This is a genomic window from Streptomyces sp. NPDC001770 (genome assembly GCF_053596135.1).
The window spans coordinates 95,644-119,482 of sequence record NZ_JBSFFN010000020.1 but is presented as its reverse complement, the minus strand read 5'-3'; the positions used below and the strand labels follow the sequence as shown (position 1 = coordinate 119,482).

Genomic DNA, 23,839 nt, shown 5'->3' with positions numbered 1-23,839 from the left:
GCTGCCACGTGGCGGGCGCAGGGTCATGGGCCCAAGCGCGGGTGCGATTCGCCTCGCGGTCATGCCCGTCTCCGTTCCCGGCCCGCCCTCGAGTCCGCCCCGCCGAATCGGTGAGCCGGCCTCGACGGCGGGCGTAGGCGTCAGCGGCGGGCAGTCGGCGGAAGCGCGTCCAGCACCTGGTGCAGCATCGACGGTGACGCCCGTCGAACCGTGCACTCCGGGTCGCCCGGCGGGTGCGCGTACGCGTCAGGGCGGGCACCGGACGCGGAGTGCCCTTCGGTGACGACGATCGCGTCGCCGGTGATCGTCCGGTCGCAGTCGACGCAGTAGCGGGGGAAGGTCACCGGCGGGCCTTCCGCCAGGCACGGCCGAGACGTACCGAGGTGGGGCAGGCCGCGCTGACCCGGCAGGTCGCGCATGTCGCGGTGTGCGCCAGCCACACGCGGTACGCCTGCTCCCCGGCGGAGGGCTGCTCGGTGGAGCTCGTCACCGGGACACCACCATTTCGGCCTCGGGCAGGAGTCGGTAGAGAGCCGGTACTCCGCGCTGATCGGCGCAGGCGGCGTGCGCGTACACCGCCGTGCCCGGCCCGACGCCCGTGCCGTGTATGCGCACGCAGATGTCCGGTCCGGGCTCCGGGCAGTACGTGCACTCTCGATGGTTCATCCGCTCACCTCGGTGTGATCGTGCGGGCAGGTCACACAAGGGTGGAGGCGGACATGAGGAACCAGGGGCGCGGAGTGCGCCCCTTCGGTCAGGCGGCGAGGAGGCCGAGTTGGACGGCGAGCGCGGAGGCTCGGCGGCGGCGGTCCGGCGACTTCGCCTGCGTTTCCTCCAGCACGATCCTCTTCGCGTACCCGTTGTAGCGGATCGTCTCCGGGGCCGCCTCGTGCGCCTGCGCCAAGGTGGCCAGCGCGACATCGGACTGCCCGTCGAGCTGATAGCCGCGCGCCTGTTCGATGCGGTGGCGGGCCCGGCGCGGCCGTGACGGGATGGTGGTCGCGTCAGCTGCCGCTGCTTGGCGTACGGACTCGCCGCCGGCGTGCAGCTCGACCGCCACGGTCACCGCGTGGGCGCCCATGATCGCCCGGCCGAAGCTGGTCACCGGGTGGAAGTACGTGTCCGGAAGCCGGTTGGCGACCCGGCGGGCCTCGTCCCAGTACCGCCAGGCCGTACCGGTCTCGCCCCGGCGCGCAGCCGTGTACCCGGCCTCGAACCGCAGCGCACCGGCGATCGCCAGGACCGGTTCGGTACTGTCCGGGAGAAGGGGCTCCAGGTATCGGAGCGCCTCGCCCACCACGTGCTCGGCGGCGTCGTAGTGCGCGCGGTCCCGGTGCGCCTGCGCGGCCAGCCACGCCGCGACACCGATCGCGTGCCCGTCCTCGGACTGCTGGGCCGCGATCATCCCTCGCTCGGACACCCGCCACACCAGGGCGGCATCCGGCTGGTACGACACGAAGAACTGGCAGAGGGCGTACACCTCCGCCAAAGCCGCCTGCGCCGCACGCCAGTTGCTGGCCGTCCCGGCCTGCCGTACGGCGACCTGCGCGTCCCGGATCAGGTCGGGCAGCAGGGCGCCGATCACGTCCCGGTGGTTCGGCGAGGTGTGCCGGGCGGCCCACGCCCGGGCGAGGCGGGCGGAAAGGTGCGCGGCGGTCGGTGCGACCTCGGCCCTGCCAACCGGAAACGCGTCCACTGCGGCGCGTACGGCAGCCAGCCTGGCGTGACCAGGACCGGTGAAGAGGGTCACGGATGCGGCCTGGTCCCCGGTCAGGTCGGACAGATTCTGCACCCGAAGCACCTCGGCGAGACGGAGCATGACTTCCAGGCGGGGTACGCCTCTGCGCCCGGTCTCGATCCCCTTCACCCAGGACGCGGATCGCCCCATCAGGCCGCCGAGTTGTTCGCGGGTGACGCCCCGCCGCGTACGGAGGATCTGAAGCCGCTGGCCGAAAGCGATCGGGTCCGCGTGCGGGTCCGGGCTGGTGTCGAACGGCATGGCCTCGCCCCTCTCTGAACAACTCGTCGCTGCCAGCGTAGGGGGCAAGGTCACTTCCATGTTGGGGACTTGCCGAGTCATCGGTGGGCCGGGTCCTGTCATCGCCCCGGCGTACCCGAGCCCCTCCGAGCGTCCGTGGCCTACCCCGCCGACGCGGGGCCTTCGGACCGCTCGCCGATCTCTTGGAGCTGCGGGCGGATGCGCCGCCACGCCTCCAGCCCGTCCTGGATCTCCAGGGGCGTAGCGCCCACCTTTCCCTTGACCACAACAATCGCCTGCGCGCCGCCAGGTAGGTCGATCACATCGGTGTCGAGCAGGACGCCTTCGCTGTTGAGGTCGTCGACCACTCGCACCGGAAGCCTGCCGTAGGCCACAGACGTGATCGGATCGGTCTGCTCCGGCGTGTTCGGCGCCGCTTCCTCGGTCTCGGTCTCGATGGGCGGTTCCCCGGGAGCGCGATCCACGGCCCCACGCGGCCAATCGACTTCGGCGGCATAAGCGCGGATGAGAGGGCTCACCTCCTTGAGTGCCCTCCCGCGCTCCACCCCCTGCACGGCCGACAGGTCCACATCGAGCCGATGAGCCTTCCCGCTGCACGGGCGCCGACCGGCTCAGGCTCCCTCGGCCCGAACCGTTCCCCCGCGCAGACCAGTTTCCTCCGCCAGCAACTCGCCAATGACACGGCGCGCGTTGCCCGCCATCACCGGGTTCGTGTCGCGGTAGTGGGCGAGTTCGGGGAGGGCGACGGAGAGGGCCCAGCCGCGCGCCCGCCGCCAGGTCGCGTCGTCCGCGTCGAGGGCGGTACGGAACCGGGGGCGGGCGGCGGCGGGGAGCAGGTACCAGGCGGCCATCAGGTCGAGCGCCGGGTCGGCGAGGCCCATGCAGCCGAAGTCGATGACGGCGCCCAACCGGCCCTCCTTGATGAGGATGTTGCCGGGCTGGAGGTCCCCGTGGGACCAGACCCCCGGCCCGTCCGGCGCGGGGGCCGACAGCGCCGACTGCCACACGGCGAGAGCCCCCTCCCTGCCTTCATCGCCCAGAACCCCGCGGAGGGCGTCGATCGTCCGGCGGGTGACGGCGTCCCGGGCCGCGAGCTGTTCGCTGCGGTACGCGGGCGGGGCGCCGGCCGGATCGACCCGGCGCAGGGCGGTGATGAACTGAGCGATATCAGAAACCAGTTCGCTGTAGTCCGGGGGCGAGTCAGCCGCACTGGACGCCTGTTCACCCTCGCCAACCCCCAACCACCGGGTCAGCGGCACCCCTTCGAGCCAGCGGCAAACCGACCAGACCCAGGGATACCCCTCCCCCGGCACGCCCTGGGCGAGTGGGGCGGGGATCGGGACCGGGAGGTGGGCGGCCAGGCGGGGCAGCCAGTGATGTTCCTTCTCCACGTCCCGCGCGCCGCCCTCGGCGAGCGGGAGCCGTACCGCCATCGCTCCCCCGAGCCGGTAGATGGCGTTCACCGTGCCGTGGGAGCCGGTCCGGCTGACGGGGAGCCCCGCCCACTGCGGGAACTGGGCGGCGACCAGGGTCCGTACAAGATCTTCGTCGGAGAGCATGAGCCGATCGAATCGGCTGGGCGGGGCCGCCGCAACCGCTTTCCCCGCCGGGTGCCCACGAGACCCCGACGGCTGCCCGAACCCGCCGCCACCTGCGGAAACCGTAACGGTGGCGATGCCCCACAGCACCCCCGAAAACCACTGGGCCGCGCCCGTCCCCGTACCGCACTCTGGTTGCCATGACCGACGACCGCCGCCGCCCCGTCCTCGTACTCCCGCCCCGCCTCACCGCGTCCGCGCGGGCGATCGCCGGGGCGGCGGCGCGGCGCGGGCTGCGGACCGTGGAGCCGGGCGGGACGCGGATACCGGAGGCGCTGCGGGAGTCGGCGTACGGCGTCGCGTATCTGCACGCCGGGCCGGGCTTCGCCGACGCCGTGGCGCCGGTGCTCGGGATCGCCCCGCTGGAGGCCCCGGCCGACTGGATGGCCAGGCTTCCGATCGCGTTCACGCGGCGGGAGATCCGGGCGATGCCGATCCGGGAGGCGTACACGCTGCGCAGGCCGGTGTTCGTGAAGTCGCCCAACGACAAGAGCATCCCGGCCCTCGTGTACTCGGACGGTTCCCGGCTGCCCGGTCCGGACGCGGTCGAGCCGGAGACGCCGGTGCTGGTCAGCGAGGTGCTGTCGTACGTGTCCGAGTACCGGCTGTACGTCCTCGACGGGGCGGTGCACACCGCGAGCCGGTACGCCGAGCGCGGCCGCCTCCGGCTCGGTGAGCCGTCGCCGGACGCCCTCGTCTTCGGCGCGGACCTGCTGGCCGCGGCCTCGGACTCGCTGCCGTCCGCGATCGTCGTGGACGTCGGGCAGGACGCGGACGGCGGCTGGAGCGTGATCGAGGCGAACGCCGCCTGGGCGAGCGGCTGCTACGCCGCCGACCCGGAACGCGCGCTGGACACCTTGCTGCGGGCCGCCGGTCCCGCCGCGGCCCTGGACGTCGCCCGCGACCACGCCTTCGTACGGCCCCGGAGCGGTGGAGCCCCCGCGCCGGACCGGGAGGACCCGCGGGTCAGCGCAGCTCCTCCGGGCACGGGGTGCCGGGGCTGAAACGGTACGGCGCGGCCAGCCGGTAGACGCCCGCCCTGGGGGCGACGAGTTCGGTCCACTGGTCGCCGTGGGTCTCCTCGTCGACCTCCAGGAGGCACCCGTTGACGTTGTCGAAGGTCTTGGGAGCCTCGTCGTCGTCCTTGGTGCGCTCCTTGGACTCCGCCGTCTCCTGGGGGCGGTCCAGGCCCTTGCCGTCGTCGTCGACGAGGGAGAGCCAGCGCGTGTAGGGCACCCGGATGAGGACGCGGCCGGCCTTGGCGACCCGGAGCGTGATCTCGTCGGCCTCCGCGTTCAGGACGGTGGCGGGCGGGTCGGCGAGCGGGGTCGGGTCCTCGACGCGGTACAGCTTCCAGTTGGCGTCGGCCCAGATCTGCTTCAGGTACGGCAGGCCGTCACCGACCAGGGTCGCCTCCTGGGTGGCCCCGCTGTCCGGTTTGCCCTTGGGCAGCACGACGTAGTGGACGGCCCAGCGGTCGAGCCACTCGCGGTAGTTCGTCCCGTCGAGGGTGTCGTCGTAGAAGAGCGGGTTGCGCTTCATGTCGGCCTGGCGGTTCCAGCCGCGGGCGAGGTTGACGTACGGCGCCAGGGCCGATGCCTCGCGGTGGCTGCTCGCGGGGACGACCTCGATCCGGCCCCTCGTCGCGTCGGCCACCTGGAGCTGGTTGACCAGCGGCGCCAGCTCGCGCGCCCAGGAGGCGGTCGGCGCGGTACGGACGATGTCGGCGACGCTCTTGAAGCCGATCCAGACGTTGAGGCCGACGATCGCGATCACCAGGGCGTACCAGCGGCGGGTGCGCGGCGCGGTGAACGGCAGCGCGGCCAGCAGCACGACACCGGCGAAGAGCATCGCCATGCGCGTGATGTTGGAGCCGATCTGGGAGTCCACGAAGTAGGTGGCGAGCGTGCCCAGGCCGTAGAGGGCGGACGCCGTGCGGACCGTCTTCCAGTCGCGCGGTACGAGCACGAAGACGAACACCGCGAAGACGAACGGCAGCGACAGCGTGCCCACCGACATCGGCTGGGTGCCGGAGAACGGGAACAGCCACGAGGACAGCCCGACCACCACCACCGGCGGCAGCCCGATGGCGTACGCGCCGGGGCGCCGCTTGTGCAGGAAGAGCGCGGCGGCCACCACGCCCAGGAAGAGCCCGGCGACCGGGCTGGAGGCGGTCGCGAGACCTGCGAGCGGCGCGGCGACGCACGCCTTGGCCCAGCGCCGGTACCGCCAGCGGTACGGCCAGCAGAAGACGGCGGCGACGGCCCCGACCGCGAACATCATGCCGAGCCCGAACGTCACCCGGCCCGAGAGCGCGTTGCACAGGTACGCGAAGACCCCGGCGAGCGAGCAGGCGAGGGGGTTCCGGACGGCCTTGACCCGTACCAGGATCATCGCGGTCAGCCCGGCGGAGACGGTGCCGGCGAGCATCATCGTCGACCGGACACCGATCAGGGACATCAGGTACGGCGAGACCACGCTGTACGAGACGGGGTGCATGCCCCCGTACCAGGCGAGGTTGTACGCGGTGCCGGGGTGCTGGCCGACGAACTCGGCCCAGGCGTCCTGCGCCGCGATGTCGCCGCCGCTGTTGGCGAAGAAGAAGAACCAGAGGACGTGGGTGACGGCCGCGGCGGCCGTCGCGATCGTCACGGGGTGACGGGTCAGCCGGTGCAGCAGCGTCCGGGGGCGGGGCGGGGGCGGCGTGGACGGCTCGGTCCGCACCGTCACCGGCTGAGGGTGCTGCTCGGTCCGCGTCGACGGCCCGGTCGGCTTCGGCAGCTGCTTCGTCAGCGGCTGCGGCTGCGGCTGCGTTTCGTGGTCGGCGTGCGCGTCCGGTTCCGGGGTGCGCTGAGTCGGCACCAGGCCCACGACGGCCGGATCGCCGCCGTCCGCGGGGCCCGTCGAGCCGCCCGCGCCGGAGCCGTCGGGCTGCCCGGGTGTCCGGTCTCTCTCGCTGTCCGCCTCGCGGCCGGGTCTCGGCTCCGCGGTGGTCACTACGGCTCTCCCCGTCGTCCGCCGGCCCGGTGCGTCCCCCGGCGACCGCCGTTCGGCCTCTCCGGCTGCTGTTCGTCTGCTCGTCTGTTCGGTCTGTTCCGGGACGCTAACACGTACCAAGCGGACAGAAGCGGGACGGGGGGCACCGGATCGGTACCCCCCGCCCACATTCCCGGAGGCTCCCCTCGGCGAACCCTCAGGCCGCCCTCGGCCTTCCGTCGGCCTTCCCGCAGGCCGGACCGGTCGTCATCCGATCCGGAGCCGTCGTCAGCCGGTCCGCCCCCGTCGTCAGCCGATCCTGGACAGCTTGGCCCCGAATCCGGGCTCGCTCAGGTCCTGGGCCAGAGCGACCGGCACCTTGACCTGGCTGGTGCCCTCGCCGACCGTCAGCGTGCCGACCTCGGTACCGGCCGCCGCTTCGTGCGGGACGGTCCTGCCGTCGTCGGTGAGCTCCAGCTTCACCGTGAGCCCGCCCCAGCCGACCGCCTTCACGTCCTTGGTGGCGACGACCGGGGTGGTAGAGCCGAGCCCGTCGTCCACGACCCCGACGACCTGGCCCTTCTTCACGATCGTGGCGCCCTTGAGGGCGTCCTCGGTGGCCAGCATGACCGTCTTGCTGACCCGGTTGACCTCGTCGATGATCGACTGGCTGTCGTACTGGCCGAGGATCGCGCCGACGATCAGCTGGTCGGTCCCGTCGATCATCTTGTGGGCCGCGAAGAGCAGGTTGCCGCCCGCCTTGGTGGTCGACCCGGTCTTGATACCGAGCGCCCCGTTGAAGGGAACCAGGCGGTTGTAGTTGGGCCAGGGCTTGCCGGTGGGGTCGGTCCAGCTCGGCAGGATGGTGATCTCCATCAGCGCCGGGATCTCGACCAGCTTCTCCCCGAGCTTCACCAGGTCCTCGGCGGTGCTCACGGTGGTGGCGTTGAGGCCGGAGGGGTCGGTGTACGTGGTGTTCGTCATCCCGAGCTCCTTCGCGGTGGCGTTCATCTTCTCGACGAACGCCTTCTCGGAGCCCGCGTCCCACCGCGCGAGCAGCCGCGCGATGTTGTTGGCGGAGGGAATCATGATCGCGGAGAGGGCGTCGCGCTGGGTGAGCACGTCCCCCTTCTTGACGGTGTCGAGCGTGGACTCGCCCTCGGAGGAGAGCTTGCCGTCGGACTCGCCCTTGGCGTCGACCGTGATCGACGCCCCGTCCTCACCCTTCTTCATCGGGTGGTCCCTGAGCACGATGTACGCGGTCATGGCCTTCGCCACACTCGCGATCGGCACCGGCTTCTGCTTCCCGAAAGAGCCGACCTCGCCGAGGCCGGTCGCCGCCATGTAGCCCTGCCCCTGGGACGGCCACGACAGGTCGGGGGCAGCCCCGTCGAACGTGTAGGTCGGCTTCGTCGTCACCGAGAGCATCGGGTCCGGTAGCGGCCTGACCATCTGTGCGACTGCAAAGAGGATGAGTACGAGCAGGACGAGCGGCGTCCAGATCTTGACCCGCCGCACCGCCGTACGCACCGGGGTCTCCGCCGGCGGCGGGGTGTTCGTCAGCTCGGCGAGCAGGTCCAGCGGCGGCTTCGGAGGCAGCGGCATCGACCGGGTCCGGTCGGGCTCACCCGTGGCGGGCGTACCGACGGCCGGCGTCACCGTGGGACCGATGACCGTCCTCTGCGACTCCGGACGACGCGGCGCGGGCGCGGACCGTACGTCGTCCGAGCGCAGCGGTACGAACGTGCTGGTGCGCTCCGACTCGCTCTCGGGCCCGGGCTTCACGTCCGCCGCAGCCGTCGCGGCCTTCGAGGCCTTCGCGCCGCTCGGGGCCCGCTTCATGTCCGCCTTGGCGTCCTGCTCGGCGTCCCGCTCGGCCGACGCCTCGCGCTTCGGGATCTTCAGCGCGGTCGTGGGCTGGTCGATCCGGGGGCGGACCGACTTGAACACGGCGGTGGGCTGGTCGATACCGGCGTCGTCCGCGTCGTCGCCGTCCTCATCGGCGTCGGCGTCGGCGGTCACCTTCGCGGGCTCGTCGGCGGGCTCGTCGGTCTTGCCGGAGGCGCCGGGCCCCTTGGCTGCCGACGCCGGTTCGGTGGGCGCGGCCTCCTCACGGGTACGGGGCACCTGGGCGCCGGCCGTGTCCGCGTCGGGCTTCTCGTCCTCCGAGGGCTTGTCGTCCTCCGAGGGCTTCTCGTCCTCCGAGGGCTTGTCGTCCTCCGAGGGCTTCTCGTCCTCCGAGGGCTTCTCGTCCTCCGAGGGCTTGTCGTCCTTCGCCGGTTCTGCGGGCTCCGTGACCGCGGCGGGCTCCGTGACCGCGGCCGGCTTCTCGGCCGCGGCGGGGCTGTCGCCCTCGGCGACCCAGGCGGCGACCGCGCGGCGCAGACGCTTGTCGCCGTCGCCCTCGGCCGTTTCGCTCTCAGCCGTTTCGCCCTCGGCCGTTTCGCTCGCGGCCGTTTCGCTCTCAGCCGCCTCCGCGTCCTCCGCGTCCGCATCGGCGGCCGGGGCGCTCGTGGAGGCCTCCGGTGCGCCGGAGGCGCCCGAGGGCGCGGAATCGGCCTCCGAGGGCCCTGTGGGGCCTTCAGCGGCCTCTGCCGCGCCGTCCTCGGCCGCGTCGGTGCTCGTGACGCTCCCGGCGCGCCCGGTGGCGTCCGCCTCGTCGGCGTCGGCCGCCTCGTCGGCGTCGGCCGCCTCGTCCACGCCGGCCGCCTCGTCCACGCCGGCCGCCTCGGCGTCGTGGTCCGCGCCGGCAGCGTCAGCCGCGTCGTCGGCCGGGGGAACCGGAACCCGGAAGCGGAACACCGCGGTGGCGGTGTCCTTCCGCGCGTCGGTCTCCGGCTCCGCGTCCGTACCCGACTCGGCCTCCGCACCCGACTCCGCGCCGGTGCCGGAAGCATCGTCCGTACCCGGCTCCGCGTCCGTCCCGGAACCGGGAGCGTCCTCCGCCGCGTCACCGACGGTGTCGTCACTCGGTCCGGCGGATTCACGGAACACGGAAAGCCTGGGGTCGCGTTCCTCCGGAGCCGTCCCCGAGGACTTCGACCGCTCCGACTTACCGGGGAACTCGCCCGCCACCAATGCCTCCTCATCGCCGCGGGGACTGCCCCCGCTGTCCGAACCGTGTACCAGTGTCCTGTGTGAACCCTTGCTTCAGCTGCTAGACGAGAACGACATACCTACTGGTTCCCGCACAAAGCTGGCAGGCGCTCTCGACAGACAGTTGTGAGAGGGGTCACCCTGTCACTCATCCACGCGGGGAGGCATGGATGGGCAGGAGCCGCAGAACAATTCCGGAAGAGCTTTTGCTGCTCGCACTGGACCCGACCACGGGTACCACGGCGCAGCCGCAGTCGCTCGACCTCGGCCTCGCCGGAGCACAGCTAGTGGAGCTGGCTCTGGCAGGACGGATAGCCCCTGACGGGGATCGTATCGCCGTGGTGATGCCACGGCCGACTGGAGATCCGACACTGGACTCCGCACTGGAACTGCTGCGCAGACGCGGCAGCCCGGTACGGGCGGTCCACTGGATCGGCGGACCCCGACTGGGGCTCCGTCAGGTCTATCTCGCTCATCTGGAGCGGTGCGGCATGGTGCATGCCGTGGCGGGCCAGATGTGCGGAGTGCTGCCGACGACTCGCTACCAGGCGACGGACACGGCAGTCAGCAGGGACATCAGGTCCCGGCTGGACAGTGCGATCCGCACCGGTGTACCGCCGGACCCGCGGACCGCGGCGCTTGCCGCGCTGGCCCACGCGGTCGGACTCGGCAAGCACCTGTACCCGGGGAACGAGGGGCGTTCATCACGCTCCCGCCTCCGGGACCTGATCAGGCACGACCCGATGGGCGGCCTCGTGGCGCATGCCGTGATGGACGTCCAGAGCGGCGCGGGCGCACAGCCCCGCCGCAACCAGCAGGCAGCGGGAGTGCCGTTGCAGCCGCAAGCACGTAGCGGCAGCATGGCGCAGACCGCGGCGAGCTGAACGCAGTGAGCTGAACCGCGGTGCGCCGCGCGGGACATCCGCGCTGCGCACCGTTTCAGAGCCGTGCGGGAGACCGCGTGGAGAATCACATACCGCCGTGCCGACGTCCTCGAAGACCCGGTCCGGGAGCCGCAACACACGCGGGGCAGCCGGTCTTCCGGCTGCCCCGCGTGCTTGCGTTCCCCGTTTTCCAGCGAAGCGAGGGCCAAGGGTGGCAATCTGCTGAGAAGTAGATACGCACAGCTACATAGCCGGAGGTGCCGTTTCCGTGCCGTCCACCGTCAATCCCACCGTCAGGCGACGTCGGTTGGGCCAGGAATTGCGCCGCCTGCGCGAGCTCAAGGGCATGACCGCCGAAGAGGTCGCCGACCGCCTGCTGGTCTCGCAGTCGAAGATCAGCCGGCTGGAGAACGGCCGCCGTTCCATCAGCCAGCGTGACGTCCGCGACCTCTGCGGGGTCTACGAGGTCGAGGACCACCGCATCGTCGACTCCCTCATGCAGATGGCGAAGGACTCGCGCCAGCAGGGCTGGTGGCACGCGTTCGGCGACATCCCGTACAGCGTCTACATCGGCCTGGAGACCGACGCGGAGTCGCTGCGCGGATACGAGCCCCAGGTCATTCCGGGGCTGCTCCAGACGCGGGCGTACTCCGAGGCGTTGATCACGGGTGCCCTCCCGGAGGCGCCGCCGGCCGACATCGAGAAGCGGGTGAACGTCCGGGCGCGCCGCCAGGACCGGATCAACGATCCCGAACGCCCGTTGCGCCTGTGGGTCGTCATAGACGAATCCGCGCTGCACCGGACGGTCGGCGGCAAGCAGGTGATGATCGAGCAGCTGGAGCACCTGGTGGCCTGCTCGAAGCTGCCGCACGTGACCGTGCAGGTCCTGCCGTTCGACATGGGCGCGCACCCGGGCATCAACGGGCAGTACGCCATCCTGGAGTTCCCGGACACGGCCGACTCCAGCGTGGTCTACATCGAGGGTGTCACCAGCGACCTCTACCTGGAGAAGGCGAACGACGTGCAGCGGTACAGCGTCATGTACGAGCACCTCCGGGCCCAGGCGCTCAACGTGGAGCAGAGCCGCCACTTCATCGGCGGGATCGCGAAGAAGTACACCGACTGACCGGGGGCGGAACCGGGTCGACACCCCTGACGGCAAGGGCGCGAACCGGCCGCCCCGCCATAGCGGGTCATGTGCGACATACAGCGATGTGGCGTGAGGGGCGACGGCACGATACACCGTCGCCGCCTCACCGGGTAAGAGTTCATTGGCAATTGCCATCCGGTCGAGTGAACGGCAATTTCAGCCGGGGGAGTTGGCGAGTAGCGTCGATCACGCCAGCTGAAAGCAGTCTGGTGCGAGGCTCACGATCAACTCATCGAAACCGGAGTGAACATGGCTATCATCCAGGGTGCTACGGACATGTGGACCAAGTCCTCGTACTCCGGCGGCAACGGCGCCTGCGTCGAGGTCAAGTCCCCCGTCGCGCTCTCCATCGCGGTCCGCGACTCGAAGGTGACCGAGGGTCCCTCGATCACCTTCGTGCCCGGTGCCTGGAACGCGTTCGTCCGGGACGTCGCGGAGCGCACGCTCGACGTCTGAGCCCGGTGAATTCCACCGGCCCGCGCCCGTGCCGCCCATCCGGCCCTCTCGACCGGCCCGCCGTCCTGGCCGAGAGGGCTCGGCTCCACCCGCTCCGTACGGGGTGACCGAGCGGTACGCGCGCATCGACCGGTACGCCGCGTGGCGTCCGGGGTGGTCATCCGCCTCGGACGCCACGCAGGCGGCGTACGAACCCCGCCGCACGGCATGAACCGGCGGCACACCGGGGTGGGAACCGGCGACCGTACTGGCTCTGCTCCGGCATCGCCGGATGTCGGCCGACCAAGTTCCCCCCTCCTCGACCGCACGGGACCCGCATCCCGTGCGGTCTTGCCGTGTGCGCGCCGCACGCGGAGCGGGAGGCCCTTTCCCGGGCCCGCGCACCGCGGTCGGAACCACGAGGGCGCGACGGCGGCGTTTTCCGGCGGTGCGACCGCGAACCCGGTCGCCCGGGGCGTTGGTTGACGCCCGTTCGCCGCCGATTCCCTTGCCCGCACGGGCCGTTCACCGCTTCGCGCACATCGCGCACGTCGCGCGCATTCGATGTTTCGGACAGCCTGACGAAGTGCCCGCCCATCGTGTGGCCGCCGTCACGTCCGCACAACGCCCCGCTTGGTCAAGAACGGGCAAAATCGTTCGGACTGCTGATTGGCGTTCACACTCATGGACACTCATGCCTTGACCACGTGCACGCGGAAGCGGTTCAATCCCCCAAGTCCCCGTTACCCGCGCGGGGTACCGCTGAACGGCCGTACTGACGAAGAGCGTTCCCGTTCACAAGGCGGACCCCTGGAGGGGTACATGAACAGTCTCGACTGGACCGTACTCATCGGCTACTTCGGTGTGATGGTCGCGATCGGACTCTGGTCGCACAAGCGCGTGGACACCGTCGGCGACTTCTTCACGGCCGGCGGGAAGATGCCGTGGTGGCTCTCCGGCATCTCGCACCACATGTCGGGGTACAGCGCGGTGATGTTCACCGGCTACGCCGGCATCGCCTACACGTACGGGGTGACCTCCTTCGTCACGTGGTCGCTCCCGATCGCCATCGGCATCTTCATCGGCGCGAAACTCTTCGCACCCCGGCTCAACCGGCTGCGCTCGCGCCTGCGGGTCGCTTCCCCGCTGGAGTACCTGAAGAACCGCTACAACGTCGAGACCCAGCAGGCGCTCGCCTGGTCCGGTCTGCTGCTGAAGGTGGTGGACGTCGGCGCCAAGTGGGCGGCGATCGCCACCCTGTTGTCGGTGTTCACCGGGCTGACCATCACCCAGGGCATCCTCATCACCGGCGTCATCACCGCCATCTACTGCACGGTCGGCGGACTGTGGGCCGACGCGCTCACGGAGCTGGGGCAGTTCATCATCCAGCTCTTCGCCGGGCTCGCGATGCTGATCGCGGTGATGGGCAAGCTGGACGGGTTCTCCACCCTGTGGACGGTCTGGGACAAGCTCCCCGACGGCCACGCCGACCCGACCGCCGGGCCGTACACGGTGACCTTCCTGCTCGCGTTCCTCTTCATCAAGACCTTCGAGTACAACGGCGGCATGTGGAACCAGGCCCAGCGGTACATGGCCACCGACTCGGCGCGCTCCGCGACCCGTTCGGCGCGCCTCTCGGCCATCCTGTGGTTCGTCTGGCCGCTGGTGCTGTTCTTCCCGATGTGGTGTGCGCCGCTGCTCGTCCACGCGCAGAAGCCGGACGCCTCGGACAGCTACGCGCTGATGACCGAACAGCTGCTGCCGCACGGCCTGTTGGGCCTTGTCATCGTCGGCTTCTTCTCGCACACCATGGCCATGTGCTCCTCGGACGCCAACGCCATCTCCGCCGTCTTCACCCGCGACATCGTGCCGACCTTCGCCAAGTCCGCGCGGAGCTGGAACGAGCGGGTCGGCCTGATCGCGGCCCGGTGGACCACGATCGCCTTCCTCGCCCTGTCGATGGCGGTTGCCACGCAGGTCAACTCCCCGACGTTCAAGGACATCATCACCGTCGTGATCAAGTGGGTGGCCGGCCTGATGGGCCCGATCGCCATCCCGTTCATGCTCGGCCTGCTGCGTACGTTCCGGAAGTCCGGGCCGACCGCGGCGCTGGTCAGCTGGGCGCTGGGCCTGGTGGCGTTCTGGCTGGTCAACTACCCGATCAACTGGGCCGTGGACGGTGGCGTCCCGCTCCAGTACCAGGTCTCGGTGCCGCTCGCGGTCTCCCTGGTCCTGTACGTCGTGATCGGTTTCGTGAAGCCGGAGGACACCCCGGAGCGCGACGCGGTGCTCGCCCGCATCAACGAGGACGGCGACGACGACTCGGCCGCCGCCTCCCTGCCCGCCCAGGGCGGCCCGGCCGCGGACACCGCACCGATCCGGGACTGAGCCGGGTCGGCCCCCGGACGCGTACGAGCGTGCGGGCCGGTACCGCTCGGTTCGACACCGGTGCGGTACCGGCCCGTTGGCGTCCTTCGTACGACGCTCGGCCCGCAGGGGGCTACGCCTGGCCGGTGAACATGCGGAGCAGGCCGTGGGGCGCGTTCTCGCCGTACATCGCCTCGTGGAGCTCGGTGGCGTCGACGGCCTCCGCCGCGCTGCGGGGGAACAGCTCCCGCTCGTAGGCGGCGAGCGCGGCCTCCACGTCGCCGGGGTGCGCGGCGAGGGCCTTGCCGAGTTCGGCGGCGTCCAGCATGGCCAGGTTGGCGCCCTCGCCGGACGGGATCATGAGGTGCGCGGCGTCCCCGAGCAGGGTGACCCCGGGGACGCGGTCCCACCGGTGCTCGTCGGGCAGGGTGAAGAGCGGGCGCAGCACCGGTGCGGTCTCCCCGTCGGTGATCAGCGCGGTGAGCTCCGGCGCCCAGCCGTCGAACTCCGCGGCGATCCTTGCGGTGGCCTTGGCGGGGTCGGTGAAGTCGACGTCCGCGAACCACTCCTGCGGCCTGCTGAGCGCCACGTAGGTGTGCAGGGTGCCGTTGGTCTCCCGGTGGGCCTGGATGCCCTTGCCGGGCTCCAGCGCGCACATCGCCCCGCCGCCGACCGCCTTCGCGGCGGCGGGGTGCCGGACGTCGGCGTCGTGGAGGTAGGTCTCGACGTACGACATGCCGGAGTACGCGGGGACGGCGCCGGAGAGCAACGGGCGGACCCGCGACCAGGCCCCGTCCGCACCGACCAGCAGCCCGGTGGTGACGATGGTGCCTTCGGCGAAGGCGACCTCGTGGGTGCCGTCGCCGAGGGCGCGTACACCGCTGACCTTGTGGCCCCACCGGACGGTTCCGGCCGGCAGCGATTCGAGCAGCATCCGGCGCAGCTCGCCGCGGAGCGCCTCGGGGCGGCCGCCCGAACCGTCGTCGGGCTCGTCCAGGAGCACGGCCCCGTCCGTTTCGAGGACGCGGGTCGCCTGGTGGCCCTCCAGGACGATGGCGCGGAACGCCTCTTCCAGCCCCGCCTCGCGGAGTGCCGGGAGGCCGTTGTGGTCGTGGATGTCGAGCATGCCGCCCTGGGTGCGGGCGGTCGGCGACGCCTCGGCCTCGTAGACGGTGGACGGGATGCCGTGGACGTGCAGGACGCGGGCGAGCGTGAGGCCGCCGAGTCCGGCGCCGACGATCGTGACGTGGGTGCTGGGGGTGCTGGGGGTGCTGGGGGTGCTGCTCATGGTGACTCCTCCTTCGGGGCGCGGCGTCCGGGACGGGGTCAGGGACTCCGGGGTCAGGGACTCCGGGGTCGGGGACTCCGGGGTCGGGGACTGCGAAGTCGGGGACTCGGGGTCCGACCGCACCGTCCCGGGCATGCCGCGGCCGACACTTTGGAACGCCGTTCCATCACCATGTTGGAACAACGTTCCACTCATGTCAAAATGGCTCCATGACGACCACAGGGCCGCGCCGGTCACCGCGGCGCACGGAGGCGCTCTCCCGGGAACGCATCGTCCGGGCGTCCATCGCGCTGCTCGACACGGCCGGCGAGGGCGGGCTGACGTTCCGGGCACTCTCCGAGCACCTGGCGACCGGGCCGGGGGCGATCTACCACCACGTGGCGAACAAGGACGAGCTGCTCGGCGCCGCCATCGAGGCGGTCGTCGCCGCCGCCGTGGCGGTGGAGCCGTCCGGGGCGCAGGGCTCGCCCGAGGCCGCGGTCCGCGCCGTCGCCCTCGGCCTGTTCGACGCCACCGACGCGCACCCCTGGCTCGCGCCCCAGCTCGCCGCCCGGCTCTCCCGCGGCCACTGGGGGACGGTGGCACCCCGGATCTTCGAGAGCCTCGGCCGGCGGGTCCAGGCCCTGGGCGTGCCCGAGGCCGGCTGGTTCACGGTGACCTCGGCGCTGATGCACTATGTCCTGGGCGCCGCCGGGCAGAACGCCACGAACACCGAGAACGCCCGCACGCTCGGTCCGGACATGACCCGCACCGAGTTCCTCGACGCCGCGTCCACGGCCTGGGAGGGGCTCGATCCCGACGCCTACCCGTTCACCCGGGCCGTCGCGGACCAGATGCGGGGCCACGACGACCGCGAGCAGTTCCTCGCCGGGGTCGACCTCGTGCTCGCGGGCATCACCGCGCTCCACGGCCCTTAGGTGGTGACCGGCGGCGATCAGGCCACCGGCCACCATGCCTGCTGCCGGCCATCAGTCGCCGGTGCAGCCCCAGAAGCACAGCTCCGCCGGGCGCCCCTCGTCTCCGTAGACGATCGTGCAGCAGCCGGAGCCGCGGTCGAACGGAGGGAACCAGCCGTCTCCGGCCCGCTCCAGTTCCTGTTCGACGAGCTCCCGGCCGGGCTGCGCCGTCCCGAACAGTTCGAGGACTTCTGCCGCTTCGACCACCCGCACGTCACCCGGTTCCTCCATGTCCTCCTCGCAACGCACCACGCGCCCGACGTCCAGCACGGAATGCGCCGCCTCCCGCTCCAGCAGGCCGCTCGCCGTCAGTGCCGGCAGCGTCTCGATTCCGGCTTCCTGTTAGTACGCGACCTCCTGGGCGAAGGCCGTCTCACGAAGATCGTTCGGAGCTTCCTGCTCGCCGCGCTGGAACGGTGTTCCCGTCGCGCGTCCGGAGCGCGTCCATGACGAGGTCGAGCACCCGGCCGGTCCGGTCGGGGGTGCCGTCGTCGACCACGGGGTGGAAGACGCCGAAGACCATGGTGGTGACGTCGCCGGGCTCGACGTCCGCACGGAGGGTGCCCGTGCGCACTCCCGCCTCGAGGAGGGCCGCGATCGCGGCGGTCAGCCGCTCCCGGGTGGCCGGGGTGGCTATCGCTCCGGAGGCCCAGCCCGCGCGGAGGGTGCCCAGCAGCCCGCGCTTGGCCGCGACGAACGCGGCGTAGCGGTCCATCCAGACGCGCAGCGCGACCTCGGGCGGGAACTCCGCGAGCAGGCCGGGGGCGCTGTCGGCGACGGCGTCGAGTTCGGCGGCGAAGACAGCCTCCACGAGCGCCTCGCGGGTGGGGAAGTGCCGGTAGAGCGTGCCGATGCCGACACCGGCCGCACGGGCGACGGTCTCCAGAGGGACGGTGTCGTCGGCCGCCGCGAACGCCGTACGGGCGGCGGCGACCAGCTTCTCGCGGTTGCGCCGCGCGTCGGCGCGGGCGGGGCGAGCACCCCCGGATGCGGGGGGCCGTGCGTCCGGTGCTTCGGGTGTCGTCAAAGCGGAGGACCCTCCGGTAGTGCTACGGTCGAGATAACGGAGGTTCCTCCGTTTACCCATCCTCTCACGAGAATCGGGATACCTCATGCTGCCCACGGACACCACCACGGCCACCGGCGCCCTCCGAGCGGGAGGGGCGGGCCGCATCGGCACCCGCACCGTCTCCCGCGTCGGCTTCGGCGCCATGCAGCTCCCCCGCCTGCGGGACGACCGCGCCGCGGCCCTCGCGCTCGTGCGCCGGGCGGTCGAACTCGGCGTCGACCACATCGACACCGCCCAGTTCTACGGGGACGGCTTCGCCAACGACATTCTCCGCGAGGCCCTCCGGCCCGAGGACGGCGTCCTCGTCGTCAGCAAGGTCGGTGCCACACCCCACTCCGGCGGCCCCCATCCGTTGCGCCTCGCCCAGCGGCCCGAGGAACTGCGGGCCTCCGTCGAGGACAACCTGAAGAGCCTCGGCCTCGACCGGATTCCGCTGGTCAACCTGCGCCGCGCCGCACGCGGCCCCGGACTGGTCGCCGAAGGGGACCAGCAGGTCGGCATCGACGACCAGCTCGCCACCATGACCGCGCTGCGGGACCAGGGCAAGATCGGCGAGATCGGCCTCAGCCACGTCGGCGAGGCCGAACTGCGCCACGCGCTGCCGGTGGGCCTGGCCTGCGTGCAGAACGCGTACAGCCTGGTCGCCCGCGACGACGAGGAGATGCTCCGGCTCTGCGTCGCGGAGGGCATCGCCTGGGTGCCGTACTTCCCGCTCGGCAGCGCCTTCCCCGGCATGCCGAAGGTGACCGACGAACCCGCCGTCCTCACGGCCGCCGAGTCGCTGGGCCGCACCCCGGCCCAGGTCGGCCTGGCCTGGCTGCTCCACCACGCCCCGAACGTGCTGCTCATCCCCGGTACGGCCGACGCCGGGCACCTGGAGGCGAACGTGGCGGCCGGCGCGATCACCCTCGACGCCTCGGCCCTCGCCGCCCTGGACGCGGTACCGACGCGCCCGGGGGACATCGTCCGGTAGCGGAACCACCCCACCCGCGCACATCAGGAACGAGGTCGCACCATGTCTCTCAACGAGGCCGAACGCCGGCGCACGAGCGAGGAGTTGAGAAGCAACCTGGCCTTGTCGGGCCTCAGCGTCGAGGAGACCGCCGCGGACTTGGGCGTCGCGCCGGAGCAGGTGCGGCGGATGCTCGACGTCACCGAAGGGGTGGGCCCCGCGGAGGTCTGGCAACTGCGCGACTACCTGGACCAGGCCGTACGGGACACGGGCGGGCGCCCCGTTCCCTTCACCGTACTGACGGGCCGCGCCCGCCTCCTGGCCCGCGCGTGGTTCACGCTGCGGCAGGCCCCGCGCCACGGCTTCACCCCCGGGTGACCGCCCGCCGGGCCCCGGACGGAGCCCGGCCCCACCCCTCCCGGGTGATGTGGTGTCCATCCGGGTGAGAGGCGAACCGTTCCATCGCGATCCGCGGCGCGGTGGGCCGGTAGGAAGATCCCGACCTGTTCGCGATCTTCGAAAGGCTTCTCCCCGTGCGCCCTGCCCGTACCGCCGTCGTGACCGTGACCGCCGCCGCACTGTTCGTCCCTGGGGCGGCGGCCACCACCGCCATGGCCGCCGCCCCCCGCACCCACTCCGTCCGTGCCGACCAGCCGGTGGAGTTCCGGGTCCGGCGGGGCGACACCTCCGCGGTTCTGAGCTTCACCGGCCGGCTCTCCTGGAGCGGGGCCGGAAACCGCACCTACACGCTCAAGGGCCGTCTGCAGGCCCGCTGTTACACCGCCACCCGGTTCACGGCCCGGCTCCAGTACGGCGGAACCGGCGAGGGGTGGAAGAACTCCCCGGAGACCGAATGCTCCAACGCGGAGTCCCGGTTCCACGACATCGCACTGTCCGGCACCCTCGCGCCGCACAGCAGTCTGCGACTCCGGCTGGGGACCTGGAAGTCCGCCTCCTGGGTGTACTCCGCCCGGAAGAACTACGCCCACCCGGCGTGAGCCGGGGCGCTCACTCCGGCGCCCTCGGGGTCGGCTTCAGCGGCGTCGGCATCGGCGTCGGCATCGACGTCGGCATCAGCGGCGTCGGCGGAACCAGCGCGGGATTCCGCCATCGCACGGCGAACGCGCGGGCGGGGTTGCCGACGAAGACCGCGTGGGCCACCTCGCCGCCGATCTCCCGTTCGATCCGCGGACCGATCCCTTCCAGGAGGTGCCGCATGCCCGGTCCGTCCGCCGAGGACCGGGCCGACGCCACCACGGTGTCGCCGCCGAGCAGTACGCGGTCGGCGTACCCCGCGGCAGCGAGTGCCGCCACGCATTCCAGCAGCCGCCAGTCGCCGGCGTGATGAGCCCGGGAGGGACCGTCGAACGCCACGTACGCGCCTGTGGCGGCCACTTGGTGGTGGATCGCGGTATCGGGGAAGCGGAGCAGGTGCCCGAGGATCACCCGGTCCGCCGGAACCCCGTGGTCCGAGCAGAGGAATGCGAGCGTCTCCAGGGCCGCCGTGCCGCCTTCGAGGTGGACGCCGATGGGGGCTCCGGTGGCGTGGTGGGCGGCGGCCGCGGCGGCCATCGACCGCCGGGTGTGCGCGTCCAGGCGGTGATAGGAGGCGGCCACCTTGATCAGGCCCGCGCGCACAGGCCCCTCGCTGAGTTCCCTGATGAAGAGGTCCGCCAGCGCCTCGACGTCCCCCGGCACCCGCTCGCCCTCGTAGTGCTTCGCCTGATGCAGACCGGTCGCCGCGATCAGGTGGACACCGGCCGCACGGGAAAGGCCGGGCAGGACGGACCGCCGCCGCCCCATCCCCCAGGGGGTCCACTGCGCCACGGCCCGCCCCCCGGCCCGCGCGAAGGACTCCAGTTCCGACCGGGCGGCCCCGACGTCGTCGAGCTCCTCGCCCGGGAGGCGCGGGCTGCGCAGGAAGAGGTGGTCGTGGGCGTCGCAGACCCCCAGCTCCTCGGGGGCGATGTCACCGCGTACGGTCCTGACGGCCGCCCCCGGCGTACGGCCCTGCGTACCGCCCGGCGCCTGGTCCGCCCGGCCCGCCCTGCCTCGTGTCCCGCCGGTCACCGGGCCGCATCCCCGTCGGCTCCGGCCTGCGCGGCCTCCGTCTCCCCTTCGGCTCCGGCAGGCGGGGCCGCCGCCTCCAGCGCCGCGGCAGCGACCCGTAGCCCGGCCAGCGCCTTGGGCACGCCGACGTAGGGCGCCAGATGGACGAAGACCTCGGCCACCTCCTCGGGGGTCAGTCCCACGCGGAGCGAGGTGACGACCTGCCCGGACAGTTGCGGATCGACCCCGCCGAGCGCCGTGAGCGCCCCCAGGTTCACCAACTGCCTGTCCCGCCAGGAGAGTCCGGGGCGCTGGCAGGTGCCGCCGAACAGGGTGGTGACCAGCCAGTCGGGAAACCCCGGCACCAGCTCCTCCAGCCAGGGGAAGAGCGACTGGGTCGCCGGGTCCTGGAGCACATCCAGCGTCCGATACCCCTCCCCCCGGTCGAGGACGGCGGGGGTCAGGCGCTCGGACAGAGGCGCGAGGCGGGCGGGTGCAGGGGCCATGACTGGCCTCCTCATCAGGGAGTGACGGATGAGACGTGACGGGTGAGACGTGACGGGTGAGGTGGATCGGCTGAGGTGAATCAGGCGGGCCGTAACGGGTGAGCCGTTACGAAGCTAGCAGACGTAACGCCCCAGCCGTTACACTCGCACCATGGCGACCGAAGACCCCCGCACCTTCCGTTTCGACTGCGGCACGACGTGGCTCAACCTGCTCGCCACCCGGGGCCGCGCCTTCAGCGGCCACCCCGTCGAACGCATCGACTCGGCGGAGCGGCTGGGCGAATGGCTGAAGCTGAGCGAGCTGGCGCCGGACCGGGGACCCACGCGGACCGACCTGGAACGCGCCTGGCGCCTGCGTGAATGCCTCCGCTCCCTGGCCCTCGCCACCGCGCAGGACAGCACCCCTCCGGAGGACGCGGTCGCGGAGCTGGGGGAGTTCCTCGCCGCCGACGACCGGGTGGAGCTCACCGGCGGAGACCGGCTGCGCCGGCGCCCGCCGGCCACCACCGGCGACGCCCTCGCCCGTATCGCCCGGCAGGCCGCGGACCACCTGACCGGAGCGGACCGGGACGGGCTCAAGGTGTGCCCCGAGGACGACTGCCGGGGCGTGTTCACCGACCCCGCCGGCCGTCGCCGCTGGTGCCCCTCCCCCGCGTGCGCCAGCCGGGGCCGGGTCCGTGCGCACCGGGCCCGCCGGGCGGCCTCCGCCCCGCTCACCCCGGGCACTCCGGCGCCCGCCGGGCGCGCGTAGGGCCGGCGGCTCCGGACCGGTCGCGGCCGACGCGGCACAGCACGTGCGGTACGTGCGGTACGTGCGGCACGTGCGGCACGTCACGCGTTCCCTGCGTGCCCCACCCCTTGCCCGGCGGACCCTGCCGCTCTACCTTACTTTTCAGTAAGTTTACTGCGGAGTAAGGGGTTTGGCGTGGGCGCCTACCGCACGGTCATGGTCGGTACGGACGGCTCGGAGTCGTCTCTGGCGGCGGTCGAGAGGGCGGCCCGGCTCGCCGCCGACAGCAAGGCCGAACTCGTCATAGCCTGCGCGTACGTCCCGATGCGTGGGCATGAACTCGTCGCGGCACAGGACCAGTTGGGTGCGGAGGCATACCAGGTCGTCGGCTCCGCTCCCGCCGAGGCCACCCTGCGCATCGCGAAGGACCGGGCCAAGGCCCAGGGCGCGGACGAGGTGCGGACGATCGCGGTGGAGGACGAGCCGGTCGCCGCGCTCACCCGTACGGCCCGGGAGACCTCGGCCGACCTGCTGGTCGTCGGCAACCGGGGACTGCGTTCGCTCGCCGGGCGCATCCTCGGCTCCGTGCCGGCGGACATCGCCCGCAAGGCACCGCTCGACGTGCTGATCGTGCACACCACATGAGTGCGGCCGGGAGGCCCGAGAGCACCGACGCACCCGATCTGTTAAGTTCCGGCAGCCCGGCGGACGGGGTGTCCGGGCTCTTCGGCACCGCCGACCTCGCGGCTGCCATCGAGGAGGTGCTGCTCGGCGGCGGCCGCGTCTGGACGCGGCAGGAGATGGCCGAGCGGTCCGGGGTGGGGGCCGGGCGCACCGCGCAGATCTGGCGCGCGCTCGGCTTCCCGATGGTCGAGGAGGACGCGAGGGTCTTCACGGAGGCCGACGTCGAGGCGCTCCGGGCGGGGGAACGGCTCATCGCGGCCGGGCTCATCACCGAGGAGAGCGAGATCATGATGGCCCGCGCCCTGGGCCACCACCTGTCCCGGCTGGCGGAGTGGGAGGTCCACACCCTCTGGTCCTGGATCAACCGCGAGTCGGACTCCGCCCTGGACGGCGGGAAGTTGATGGCGCACGCTGCCGCGTTGCTGCCGGAGATGGAGCAGTTGCAGCAGCATGTGTGGCGCCGGCACCTCTCGGCGTACGCGGAACGCGTCCTCGCCGAGGCGCAGGAGGCGACGCGGGCCGTACCCTCCGGGCCGGGGCAGGACGAGCCGTTGCCGGACCACGAGGGGGCCGACGTCCGCGACCGGGCGGTGGGCTTCACCGACATGGTGGGCTACACGCGGATGACCCGCGGCCTCGGGAACGCCGAACTCGTGCGCGTACTCGACCTGTTCGAGGGCCTCACCGGTGACGTGGTCGCCGAGGGCCGGGGCCGGGTCGTGAAGACCATCGGCGACGAGGTGCTCTTCGTCTGCGAGTCGGCGTCCGAGGCCGCCGACATCGCTCTGGAGCTCACCGCCCGCGCCGGGGCGGAGGCCCGGCTGCCGCAGGTACGGACCGGGCTCGCCCACGGAGCCGTACTCAGCCGCTTCGGCGACGTCTACGGGGCGGCCGTGAACATCGCCGCCCGCCTCACCGCCGTCGCCCGCCCCGACACCGTACTCGTCAACACCGAGCTGGCCGGAGAGCTCTCGGGCCTGCCCGCGTACGAACTCCGTTCACTGAGGCCCGTGTCGGTACGCGGATACAGCAGGCTGCGACCGGTGCTGCTGCGGCCGGGGCGGGCCCACGGGCGGCCCGGGGGCGACTGACCGGACCGG

General features: G+C 72.1%; 25 protein-coding genes. 12 read left to right on the top strand and 13 right to left on the bottom strand.

Annotated elements, in window-relative coordinates; translation table 11 throughout:
• Positions 1–140 precede the first annotated feature (140 nt).
• The 6 genes from ACWCSV_RS19590 to ACWCSV_RS19565 all read right to left on the bottom strand — a co-directional run bounded on the left by ACWCSV_RS19590 (position 141) and on the right by ACWCSV_RS19565 (position 3,558).
• Complete coding sequence (locus ACWCSV_RS19590) at positions 141–344, bottom strand: hypothetical protein (protein ID WP_451012264.1); 204 nt, start codon at positions 342–344, stop codon at positions 141–143.
• Positions 341–490, bottom strand: coding sequence for a hypothetical protein (locus ACWCSV_RS19585; protein WP_451143802.1), 150 nt, complete (start codon positions 488–490; stop codon positions 341–343). Before ACWCSV_RS19585 ends, ACWCSV_RS19590 begins: the two co-directional genes overlap by 4 nt.
• On the bottom strand, positions 487–666 hold the full coding sequence (locus tag ACWCSV_RS19580; protein WP_451143800.1) for a hypothetical protein: 180 nt from the start codon (positions 664–666) through the stop codon (positions 487–489). Before ACWCSV_RS19580 ends, ACWCSV_RS19585 begins: the two co-directional genes overlap by 4 nt.
• Positions 667–754: 88 nt before the next feature.
• Positions 755–1,999, bottom strand: a complete 1,245-nt coding sequence (locus tag ACWCSV_RS19575) for a helix-turn-helix domain-containing protein (RefSeq protein WP_451143798.1) — start codon at positions 1,997–1,999, stop codon at positions 755–757.
• A 140-nt stretch (positions 2,000–2,139) separates the two neighbouring features.
• Positions 2,140–2,517 (bottom strand): hypothetical protein, encoded by a 378-nt coding sequence (locus ACWCSV_RS19570; RefSeq protein WP_451143796.1) that lies wholly within the window; start codon positions 2,515–2,517, stop codon positions 2,140–2,142.
• Between the two features lie 93 nt (positions 2,518–2,610).
• Entirely contained in the window at positions 2,611–3,558 is a 948-nt protein-coding gene (locus ACWCSV_RS19565; protein ID WP_451143794.1) for an aminoglycoside phosphotransferase family protein, read from the bottom strand.
• 179 nt (positions 3,559–3,737) lie between these two features.
• Between ACWCSV_RS19565 and ACWCSV_RS19560 the strand changes: the two genes are divergently transcribed.
• Positions 3,738–4,601: an ATP-grasp domain-containing protein gene (locus ACWCSV_RS19560; RefSeq protein WP_451143792.1), complete on the top strand. Its 864-nt coding sequence runs from the start codon at positions 3,738–3,740 to the stop codon at positions 4,599–4,601.
• Here ACWCSV_RS19560 and ACWCSV_RS19555 read toward each other — a convergent pair.
• Together ACWCSV_RS19555 and ACWCSV_RS19550 are read right to left on the bottom strand one after the other, a co-directional pair.
• On the bottom strand, positions 4,564–6,594 hold the full coding sequence (locus ACWCSV_RS19555) for an MFS transporter (protein WP_451143790.1): 2,031 nt from the start codon (positions 6,592–6,594) through the stop codon (positions 4,564–4,566). The two genes, ACWCSV_RS19560 and ACWCSV_RS19555, sit on opposite strands and share 38 nt — an antisense overlap.
• A gap of 288 nt (positions 6,595–6,882) precedes the next feature.
• Positions 6,883–9,648: a serine hydrolase gene (locus ACWCSV_RS19550; RefSeq protein WP_451143788.1), complete on the bottom strand. Its 2,766-nt coding sequence runs from the start codon at positions 9,646–9,648 to the stop codon at positions 6,883–6,885.
• A 191-nt stretch (positions 9,649–9,839) separates the two neighbouring features.
• Between ACWCSV_RS19550 and ACWCSV_RS19545 the strand changes: the two genes are divergently transcribed.
• The 4 genes from ACWCSV_RS19545 to ACWCSV_RS19530 all read left to right on the top strand — a co-directional run bounded on the left by ACWCSV_RS19545 (position 9,840) and on the right by ACWCSV_RS19530 (position 14,526).
• Positions 9,840–10,553, top strand: coding sequence for a GOLPH3/VPS74 family protein (locus ACWCSV_RS19545; protein ID WP_451012277.1), 714 nt, complete (start codon positions 9,840–9,842; stop codon positions 10,551–10,553).
• 268 nt (positions 10,554–10,821) lie between these two features.
• Positions 10,822–11,679 (top strand): helix-turn-helix domain-containing protein, encoded by an 858-nt coding sequence (locus ACWCSV_RS19540; protein WP_450772166.1) that lies wholly within the window; start codon positions 10,822–10,824, stop codon positions 11,677–11,679.
• Between the two features lie 273 nt (positions 11,680–11,952).
• Positions 11,953–12,159 (top strand): DUF397 domain-containing protein, encoded by a 207-nt coding sequence (locus ACWCSV_RS19535; protein WP_390965373.1) that lies wholly within the window; start codon positions 11,953–11,955, stop codon positions 12,157–12,159.
• A gap of 801 nt (positions 12,160–12,960) precedes the next feature.
• On the top strand, positions 12,961–14,526 hold the full coding sequence (locus ACWCSV_RS19530) for a sodium:solute symporter family protein (protein ID WP_451143785.1): 1,566 nt from the start codon (positions 12,961–12,963) through the stop codon (positions 14,524–14,526).
• Positions 14,527–14,638: 112 nt separating this feature from the next.
• On the opposite strand, the gene ACWCSV_RS19525 is transcribed toward ACWCSV_RS19530, so the two are convergent.
• On the bottom strand, positions 14,639–15,793 hold the full coding sequence (locus tag ACWCSV_RS19525) for an FAD-dependent oxidoreductase (RefSeq protein WP_451143783.1): 1,155 nt from the start codon (positions 15,791–15,793) through the stop codon (positions 14,639–14,641).
• 209 nt (positions 15,794–16,002) lie between these two features.
• On the opposite strand from ACWCSV_RS19525, the gene ACWCSV_RS19520 reads away from it, so the two are divergent.
• Positions 16,003–16,710: a TetR/AcrR family transcriptional regulator gene (locus ACWCSV_RS19520; RefSeq protein ID WP_451143781.1), complete on the top strand. Its 708-nt coding sequence runs from the start codon at positions 16,003–16,005 to the stop codon at positions 16,708–16,710.
• A 51-nt stretch (positions 16,711–16,761) separates the two neighbouring features.
• Here the strand turns inward: ACWCSV_RS19520 and ACWCSV_RS19515 are convergent, their stop codons facing one another.
• Together ACWCSV_RS19515 and ACWCSV_RS19510 are read right to left on the bottom strand one after the other, a co-directional pair.
• The gene (locus ACWCSV_RS19515; protein ID WP_451143779.1) at positions 16,762–16,980 is read right to left on the bottom strand and encodes a hypothetical protein; all 219 of its coding nucleotides are present in this window, start codon (positions 16,978–16,980) and stop codon (positions 16,762–16,764) included.
• 142 nt (positions 16,981–17,122) lie between these two features.
• Positions 17,123–17,776, bottom strand: coding sequence for a TetR/AcrR family transcriptional regulator (locus ACWCSV_RS19510; RefSeq protein WP_451143777.1), 654 nt, complete (start codon positions 17,774–17,776; stop codon positions 17,123–17,125).
• A gap of 85 nt (positions 17,777–17,861) precedes the next feature.
• Between ACWCSV_RS19510 and ACWCSV_RS19505 the strand changes: the two genes are divergently transcribed.
• The 3 genes from ACWCSV_RS19505 (at position 17,862) to ACWCSV_RS19495 (ending at position 19,768) form a co-directional block, all read left to right on the top strand.
• Positions 17,862–18,791, top strand: a complete 930-nt coding sequence (locus tag ACWCSV_RS19505; protein WP_451143775.1) for an aldo/keto reductase — start codon at positions 17,862–17,864, stop codon at positions 18,789–18,791.
• A 42-nt stretch (positions 18,792–18,833) separates the two neighbouring features.
• Complete coding sequence (locus ACWCSV_RS19500; RefSeq protein ID WP_451143773.1) at positions 18,834–19,148, top strand: DUF2316 family protein; 315 nt, start codon at positions 18,834–18,836, stop codon at positions 19,146–19,148.
• 155 nt (positions 19,149–19,303) lie between these two features.
• Positions 19,304–19,768, top strand: coding sequence for a hypothetical protein (locus ACWCSV_RS19495; protein ID WP_451143771.1), 465 nt, complete (start codon positions 19,304–19,306; stop codon positions 19,766–19,768).
• A gap of 10 nt (positions 19,769–19,778) precedes the next feature.
• On the opposite strand, the gene ACWCSV_RS19490 is transcribed toward ACWCSV_RS19495, so the two are convergent.
• Together ACWCSV_RS19490 and ACWCSV_RS19485 are read right to left on the bottom strand one after the other, a co-directional pair.
• Positions 19,779–20,738: a phosphotriesterase family protein gene (locus ACWCSV_RS19490; RefSeq protein ID WP_451143844.1), complete on the bottom strand. Its 960-nt coding sequence runs from the start codon at positions 20,736–20,738 to the stop codon at positions 19,779–19,781.
• 98 nt (positions 20,739–20,836) lie between these two features.
• The gene (locus ACWCSV_RS19485) at positions 20,837–21,325 is read right to left on the bottom strand and encodes a carboxymuconolactone decarboxylase family protein (RefSeq protein WP_451143769.1); all 489 of its coding nucleotides are present in this window, start codon (positions 21,323–21,325) and stop codon (positions 20,837–20,839) included.
• Between the two features lie 151 nt (positions 21,326–21,476).
• Here ACWCSV_RS19485 and ACWCSV_RS19480 point away from each other — a divergent pair, with 151 nt between their 5' ends.
• The 3 genes from ACWCSV_RS19480 (at position 21,477) to ACWCSV_RS19470 (ending at position 23,830) form a co-directional block, all read left to right on the top strand.
• Positions 21,477–22,076 carry a CGNR zinc finger domain-containing protein gene (locus ACWCSV_RS19480; RefSeq protein ID WP_451143767.1) on the top strand — a complete coding sequence of 200 codons (600 nt, stop codon included), beginning with the start codon at positions 21,477–21,479 and terminating at the stop codon, positions 22,074–22,076.
• A gap of 174 nt (positions 22,077–22,250) precedes the next feature.
• Entirely contained in the window at positions 22,251–22,700 is a 450-nt protein-coding gene (locus ACWCSV_RS19475; protein WP_451143765.1) for a universal stress protein, read from the top strand.
• On the top strand, positions 22,697–23,830 hold the full coding sequence (locus ACWCSV_RS19470; RefSeq protein ID WP_451143763.1) for an adenylate/guanylate cyclase domain-containing protein: 1,134 nt from the start codon (positions 22,697–22,699) through the stop codon (positions 23,828–23,830). The genes ACWCSV_RS19475 and ACWCSV_RS19470 overlap by 4 nt, the downstream gene beginning before the upstream one ends.
• The last annotated feature ends 9 nt before the right edge of the window (positions 23,831–23,839 follow it).

Excerpts from the sequence above, each read along its gene's own strand:
- ACWCSV_RS19560 (WP_451143792.1), top strand. The coding sequence starts at position 3,738 with ATGACCGACGACCGCCGCCGCCCCGTCCTCGTACTCCCGCCCCGCCTC.
- ACWCSV_RS19580 (WP_451143800.1), bottom strand. The coding sequence starts at position 666 with ATGAACCATCGAGAGTGCACGTACTGCCCGGAGCCCGGACCGGACATC.
- ACWCSV_RS19485 (WP_451143769.1), bottom strand. The coding sequence starts at position 21,325 with ATGGCCCCTGCACCCGCCCGCCTCGCGCCTCTGTCCGAGCGCCTGACC.
- ACWCSV_RS19535 (WP_390965373.1), top strand. The coding sequence starts at position 11,953 with ATGGCTATCATCCAGGGTGCTACGGACATGTGGACCAAGTCCTCGTAC.
- ACWCSV_RS19575 (WP_451143798.1), bottom strand. The coding sequence starts at position 1,999 with ATGCCGTTCGACACCAGCCCGGACCCGCACGCGGACCCGATCGCTTTC.
- ACWCSV_RS19470 (WP_451143763.1), top strand. The coding sequence starts at position 22,697 with ATGAGTGCGGCCGGGAGGCCCGAGAGCACCGACGCACCCGATCTGTTA.
- ACWCSV_RS19505 (WP_451143775.1), top strand. The coding sequence starts at position 17,862 with ATGCTGCCCACGGACACCACCACGGCCACCGGCGCCCTCCGAGCGGGA.
- ACWCSV_RS19500 (WP_451143773.1), top strand. The coding sequence starts at position 18,834 with ATGTCTCTCAACGAGGCCGAACGCCGGCGCACGAGCGAGGAGTTGAGA.
- ACWCSV_RS19525 (WP_451143783.1), bottom strand. The coding sequence starts at position 15,793 with ATGAGCAGCACCCCCAGCACCCCCAGCACCCCCAGCACCCACGTCACG.
- ACWCSV_RS19520 (WP_451143781.1), top strand. The coding sequence starts at position 16,003 with ATGACGACCACAGGGCCGCGCCGGTCACCGCGGCGCACGGAGGCGCTC.
- ACWCSV_RS19480 (WP_451143767.1), top strand. The coding sequence starts at position 21,477 with ATGGCGACCGAAGACCCCCGCACCTTCCGTTTCGACTGCGGCACGACG.
- ACWCSV_RS19515 (WP_451143779.1), bottom strand. The coding sequence starts at position 16,980 with ATGGAGGAACCGGGTGACGTGCGGGTGGTCGAAGCGGCAGAAGTCCTC.
- ACWCSV_RS19545 (WP_451012277.1), top strand. The coding sequence starts at position 9,840 with ATGGGCAGGAGCCGCAGAACAATTCCGGAAGAGCTTTTGCTGCTCGCA.
- ACWCSV_RS19530 (WP_451143785.1), top strand. The coding sequence starts at position 12,961 with ATGAACAGTCTCGACTGGACCGTACTCATCGGCTACTTCGGTGTGATG.
- ACWCSV_RS19565 (WP_451143794.1), bottom strand. The coding sequence starts at position 3,558 with ATGCTCTCCGACGAAGATCTTGTACGGACCCTGGTCGCCGCCCAGTTC.